This is a genomic window from Frankia sp. CeRuru1 (assembly GCF_977966315.1).
This window is the reverse complement of record NZ_CDWWEW010000318.1, coordinates 1-6,063: the sequence shown is the minus strand read 5'-3', so window position 1 is coordinate 6,063 and position 6,063 is coordinate 1. Positions and strand designations below refer to the sequence as shown.

The following is a 6,063-nucleotide window of genomic DNA, read 5'->3' as shown; positions in this document are numbered from 1 at the left end:
GTGCAGAACGGCGCACCATATTCGGCCGCGAAGCACGGTGTGGTGGGCCTGGCCAAGGCATGGGGCCTGGAACTGGCCAAGACCGGCGTCACCATGAACGCGGTCTGCCCCGGCTTCGTCGAGACGCCCATGGCACAGACCGTCCGTGGGACCTACGCCAAGCTCTGGGGCGTCACCGAGGCCGAGGCGCACGACCGGGTGACCGCGCGTGTCCCGATCGGCCGCTATGTCCGGCCGGACGAGGTCGCCGCGATGGTCGAGTACCTCGTCAGTGACGAGGCTGCCGCCGTGACCGCCCAGGCAATCAACGTCTGCGGCGGTCTCGGCAACTACTGAGGTCCAGTGCCGTACCACCGGAGGCAGACATGAAGCTGACCACGGCCGGTTCCACTCTGCAGGCGGCGGCGGAGGTGGCGGCGGTGTCGGCCGCCAAGCACGTGCGTGAGGCGGAGACCGACCGGCGACTCCCGCGTGCGTCGATCGACTCCGTGCTCGCCGCGGGGTTCGCCCGGCACTTCGTGCCCACGCGGTACGGGGGGGACAGTGGCACCTTCGGTGCTCTGCTGCCCGCCGTGGCCACCATCGGCGCGTCCTGCGCCTCGACGGCCTGGGTGGCGTCACTGATCGCCGCGGCCGCCCGGATGGCAGCCTATCTTCCGGAAGCGGGCCGCGCTGCCGTCTGGGCCGGCGGCCCGGACGCCTTGATCGTCGCGGGGCTGATGCCCGGGGGAGAGGCGGCTGCGGGGGGCGACTCGTGGCGGCTCAACGGGCAGTGGCCGTACGTGAGCGGCGTCGACCACTCGGACTGGGCCCTGGTGTGCGCCCGGGCGGTCCGTGACGGCCGGGACGAGTACCGGTTCTTCGCGGTGCCGCGGCCGGCGTACCGGATCGAACCGACGTGGTTCAACGTGGGCATGCGTGCCACCGGCAGCAACACCCTCGTTCTTGACGACGTGCGGGTTCCGGCGTCCCACTCGGTGTCCCTGCGGGTGCTCGCCGACGGGCCAGCTCCCGGGGAGGACGCGCCCTGCCATCAGGTACCGATGAAGGCGGCCAACGGCCTTACTCTCACCGGTCCACTGCTCGGGGCGGCCCGCGGCGCTCTGCACCGGTGGTGGTCGCTGATCGGACCGAAGTTGCAGCGGCCCGGCCCGGCCATATCCGGCCCGGTGGACCGGCTGGCGTACGACATGGTGCTGGCCCGTTCCGGCGGGGAGATCGACACGGCGGGCCTGCTCCTGGAACGGGTGGCGCAGGTGCTCGACGAGGGCGCGGTGACGCCCTACGAGGAGTCCCGTAACGGTCGGGACTGCGCGCTGGCCGCGGAGTATCTCTCCGCTGCGGTGGACCGGCTGATGCGTGGCTCGGGTAGCCGAGGGCAGGCCGACGGCGAGGATCTCGGACGGTTCTGGCGGGACGTCGTCTGCGGGGCGGGCCACAGCGGTCTCCAGTTCGCCGCGCGGGCGGGTGGCTTCGCCCGCCATGCGGCGGAGGCGGTGAACGACAGGTGACTACTCCACGGGGAAAGGAATTCATGAAACCGAACCGGCGCGTGGTGATCACCGGGATCGGAGTACGCGCACCCGGTGGCGGAGGAGCCAAGAACTTCTGGAACCTTCTGACGGCCGGCCGGACCGCGACCCGGCGGATTTCCTTCTTCGATGCGGGGCCGTTCCGCAGCCAGGTGGCCGGTGAGGTCGACTTCGATGCCCAGGCCGAAGGGCTGACCCCACGGCAGATCCGCCGGATGGACCGGGCGGCCCAGTTCGCGGTGGTCTGCACCCGCGACGCGGTCGAGGACAGCGGTCTGGAGCTGGACCGGGTGGAACCCCACCGGATCGGGGTGAGCCTCGGCAGCGCTGTCGCGGCGGCTACCTCTCTGGAAGCCGAGTACCTCGTGCTGTTCGACAGCGGCCGAACCCGCGAGATGGACACCCGGCACCTGACGCCGCACATGTTCGATCACATGGTGCCCAGCGTGATGGCGGCCGAGGTGGCCTGGACCGTCGGCGCGGAGGGCCCGGTCACCATGGTCTCCGACGGGTGCACCTCCGGATTGGACGCGATCGGCCACGCGCTGCACCTCATCGAGGACGGCGTAGTGGATGTGATGGCAGAGGGCGCGACAGACACTCCGATCTCACCCATCGTGCTGGCGTGCTTCGACGCCATCAAAGCCACCACGTCGTACAACGACGAACCGGCGACGGCCTCGCGCCCGTTCGACCGATCGCGCAACGGCTTTGTCCTCGCCGAGGGCTGCGCCATGTTCGTGCTCGAGGAGTACGAGCACGCCCGGCGTCGCAACGCCGAGATCTACGCTGAGGTCACCGGGTACGCCACCCGGTTGAACGCCTTCCACATGACCGGTCTGAAGCCGGACGGCAGGGAGATGGCCGAGGCGATCCGCACCGCGCTCGCCCAGTCCCGGCTCGATCCGTCGGACGTGGACTACGTCAACGCGCACGGCTCGGGTACCAGACAGAACGATCTACACGAGACAGCGGCGGTCAAGGCCAGCCTCGGTGAGCACGCGCGTCAGGTGCCGATCAGCTCGATCAAGTCGATGGTGGGCCATTCCCTGGGCGCGATCGGGTCCATCGAGGTGGCCGCCTGCGCTCTCGCCTTGCGGTACAGCGTCATCCCCCCGACCGCGAACCTACGGCTGCCGGACCCCCAATGCGACCTAGACTACGTGCCGCTCGTGGCCCGGGAGGCCACCCTCGACACGGTGCTGACGATCGGCAGCGGGTTCGGCGGGTTTCAGAGCGCAATGGTGCTTCGTCAGCCCGGAGGACGGGCAGCATGACGCAGCGGGTCTTCGTCACCGGAGTCGGCGTGGTCGCGCCGACCGGGCTGGGTATCGCGGAGTACTGGGCGGCGACGCTAGCGGGGGGCTCCGGCATCTCGAGATTCGACGACCGGCATGTCGGGGCGCTCGCCGGCCGGATCACCGGCTTCGATGCCGCCCGGCACCTTCCGGGCCGGTTGCTGCCCCAGACCGACATCTCTACCCGGCTGGCGCTCACCGCGGCCGACTGGGCAATCAACGACGCGGGTGTGCGCCCCGACGATCGGGACGAGTACGACATGGGCGTCATGACGTCGAATGCCTGCGGCGGCTTCGACTTCACCCACCGTGAGTTCGACAAGTTGTGGCACGACGGACCCCAGCACGTCAGCGTCTACGAGTCGTTCGCCTGGTTCTACGCCGTGACGACGGGACAGGTGTCCATTCGGCACGGCCTGCGCGGACCGGGCACGGCGCTCGTCGGCGAGCAGGCAGGCGGGCTGGACGCCATCGGCTACGCCCGCCGGGCGATCCGACGGGGCACGCCCCTGGTGATCTCCGGCGGCGTCGACTCCGCACTCGGCCCGTGGGGCCGGGGCGCGCATCTCTCCAGCGGCACGGTGAGCACCACGGATGATCCGGGGCAGGCGTATCTGCCGTTCGCCGCGGCGGCCTCCGGGCACGTCCCGGGTGAGGGCGGTGCGATCCTCGTCCTGGAGGGCGGCGAGAGCCTGGACGGGCGCGGGGACCGCTCCCGGTACGGCGAGATCGCCGGGTATGCGGCGACCTTCGACCCCGCCCCGGGGTCGGGCCGACCGCCGGGCTTGCGCAGGACCGCGGAACTGGCCCTCGAGGACGCCGGGGTCACGACCGCCGACGTGGGGGTCGTCTTCGCCGTCCAGGAGTTCACCGAACTCGGCTACGACTCGCTCGCCCTGCTGGAGCTCGCCGCCGAGATCCAGCGCCGCTACGGCATCGTGTTGCCGGACGAGCAGGTCATGGAGCTGCGTACGCCGGAGGCCGTGCTCGCCGCCGTCAACAGCGCCGAGCGGCTGCGGCAGACGTCGTGAAGGGTGCGCCTACTGTGCCTACGAAGCACCGGACATCGCATCGAGAAGTGGTGGCGGCCCCGGCGGACCTGGTCTTCGAACTGCTCACCGAGGCTGACCGGTGGCCGGCGATCTTCGGTCCGAACATCTTCTTGCGCTACCTCGAGCGTACGGAGAGCGAGGAACACTTCCAGCTCTGGGCCCTGGTCGGCGGCGAGGTCAAGACGTGGACGTCGCGGCGTGAGGTCGACCGGCACCTGCGGACGATCGGCTTCCGCCAGGAACGGAGCCAGCCACCGGTGGCGGCGATGAGCGGACGCTGGCAGGTCCTGCCCTTGCCCGGTGGCCGCACCGAGGTGATCCTGGACCACGAGTTCACCGCGGTGGACGACGACGCCGCTGCCGTCCAGTGGATCAGTGCGGCCCTGGAACGCAACAGCGTCGAAGAGTTGGCGGCGTTGCGCCGGGTGGCGGAGCTCGGTCATCCGGTCGTGGAAGTCGTCTTCACCTTCGAGGACACCGTCGAGCTCACCGGGTCGGCCGAGGAGGCGTACGACTTCATCGACCGGGCGGACCGCTGGCCGGATCAGCTCCCGCACGTTCGCCGTGTGGTGCTCACCGAGGAGATGCCGGGCATCCAACAGTTGGAGATGGACACGGTCAGCGGCGATGACGGGTCGACGCACACCACCCGGTCGGTGCGGGTGTGCCTGGCGAACGACAGAATCGCCTACAAGCAGACCCGGCCACCCTCGACGCTTCTCGGGCACAGCGGGGTGTGGATCTTCCATCGGGTGCCGGACGGGCCCGACTCGGTCACGGCGAGACACACCGTCGTGTTGGACCCGGACGCGCTGCGCACGGTGCTCGGCCCGAGCAGTTCTCTCGCCGAGGGACGCCGCTACCTCCGGGACGCGTTGGGGGCCAATAGCCGCCGGACGCTGGCCGGCGCGGCGGCGCCCGTATCCTCCACCGAGGAGCGGGAAGTCCGGTGACAGCGACTCGCGCCGCCGCCAGCGCGGTGGCGGCACGTATGACGGAGGTGGCGGACGGCGTGTTCGCCTATGTCCAGCCGGACGGAGGCTGGTGTCTCAACAACGCTGGCGTGGTGGTGGGTGACGACGGCATCTTGCTCGTCGACACCGCGGCCACCGAGCGGCGCGCGACCTTGCTGCGCACCGCAGTGGACGGCCTCAGTCGTGGCGGGGTGAAGTACTTGGTCAACACTCATTTCCACGGCGACCACACCTTCGGCAATCACCTTTTCGCCGACACGGCGACGATCATCGCCCAGCACGGCACCCGGGCCGAGATGGCGGAGACGGGGCTGGCACTGACCGGCCTCTGGCCGGAGGTGAATTGGGGCAATGTCGATCCGGTGCTACCGACGGTGACCTACCACGACGCACTGACGCTGCACCTGGGCCGCTGTCGGGCCGAGCTTTTCAACGTGGGGCCCGCGCACACCGGGCACGACACCGTGGTGTGGCTCCCCGGCGAGAAGGTGCTGTTCACCGGCGACGTGGTGCTGCCGGGGTGTACGCCCTTCCTGTTGATGGGCACGGTCGCGGGGTCGCTGACCGCTGTCCGCCGGATGCGCGAGACGGGTGCCCAAGTCGTGGTCGGCGGGCACGGAACGATCGCCGGCCCCGAGGCCTTCGACGAGACGGAGGCGTACCTGCTGTGGCTGCGGGACGCCGCCGGAGACGCGATGCGTAAGGGGCTGACACCGATCCAGGCGGCCCGCCAATGCTCGGCAGGCCGATTCGCCGGCTGGAAGGACCCGGAGCGGCTGGTCCCCAACCTGCACCGCGCGATCGCCGAGCATCAGGGGGCACCGCCGGCAGCCGCGCTGCCGGTCGAGCCGCTCTTCGCGGAAATGGTGGAATTCAACGGTGGGCACCTCCCGGAGTGCCACGCCTGACCGGCGTGCCAGAAGGTCCTCGACCGACCGCAGCGGGTCTGTTGCATTGGGGGAAGGCAGGGCATGGTTGACCCTGCCGAACGGGTGATCAGATTGCGAGGGTGAGCTCGGTGAACGCGGCTGTCAGCCGTGCGTGCGGGTCGGTGTCGATCCCGAGTTCGTAGTGGCCGCGGCGGATGTTCTGGACGAAGGCATGCAAACATTTAGCCGGTGAGCTGAGGGTGTTGGTTCGTGGCATGGCGTGATGGCCGGTGGGCGCGGTACGCCTCTGGCCGGTGGGTTTCCCTGTGGGGGTTGTG

General features: G+C 70.0%; 6 protein-coding genes and 1 pseudogene. 6 read left to right on the top strand and 1 reads right to left on the bottom strand.

Annotated elements, in window-relative coordinates; all coding sequences use genetic code 11:
• The 6 genes from AC08OP_RS19125 to AC08OP_RS19100 all read left to right on the top strand — a co-directional run.
• Positions 1-336, top strand: a 336-nt coding sequence (locus tag AC08OP_RS19125) for an SDR family oxidoreductase (RefSeq protein WP_476615442.1), incomplete at its 5' end; no start/stop codon positions are given.
• A gap of 29 nt (positions 337-365) precedes the next feature.
• Positions 366-1,511: an acyl-CoA dehydrogenase family protein gene (locus AC08OP_RS19120; RefSeq protein WP_011438469.1), complete on the top strand. Its 1,146-nt coding sequence runs from the start codon at positions 366-368 to the stop codon at positions 1,509-1,511.
• Between the two features lie 23 nt (positions 1,512-1,534).
• Entirely contained in the window at positions 1,535-2,809 is a 1,275-nt protein-coding gene (locus AC08OP_RS19115; RefSeq protein WP_476615441.1) for a beta-ketoacyl-[acyl-carrier-protein] synthase family protein, read from the top strand.
• The gene (locus tag AC08OP_RS19110) at positions 2,806-3,861 is read left to right on the top strand and encodes a beta-ketoacyl synthase N-terminal-like domain-containing protein (RefSeq protein WP_476615440.1); all 1,056 of its coding nucleotides are present in this window, start codon (positions 2,806-2,808) and stop codon (positions 3,859-3,861) included. The genes AC08OP_RS19115 and AC08OP_RS19110 overlap by 4 nt, the downstream gene beginning before the upstream one ends.
• Before the next feature lie 50 nt (positions 3,862-3,911).
• Positions 3,912-4,835 carry an aromatase/cyclase gene (locus AC08OP_RS19105; RefSeq protein WP_476615439.1) on the top strand — a complete coding sequence of 308 codons (924 nt, stop codon included), beginning with the start codon at positions 3,912-3,914 and terminating at the stop codon, positions 4,833-4,835.
• Positions 4,832-5,764, top strand: coding sequence for an MBL fold metallo-hydrolase (locus AC08OP_RS19100; RefSeq protein WP_011438464.1), 933 nt, complete (start codon positions 4,832-4,834; stop codon positions 5,762-5,764). Before AC08OP_RS19105 ends, AC08OP_RS19100 begins: the two co-directional genes overlap by 4 nt.
• Before the next feature lie 88 nt (positions 5,765-5,852).
• Here AC08OP_RS19100 and AC08OP_RS19095 read toward each other — a convergent pair.
• A pseudogene (locus tag AC08OP_RS19095) lies at positions 5,853-6,063 on the bottom strand (hypothetical protein); the annotation flags it as partial.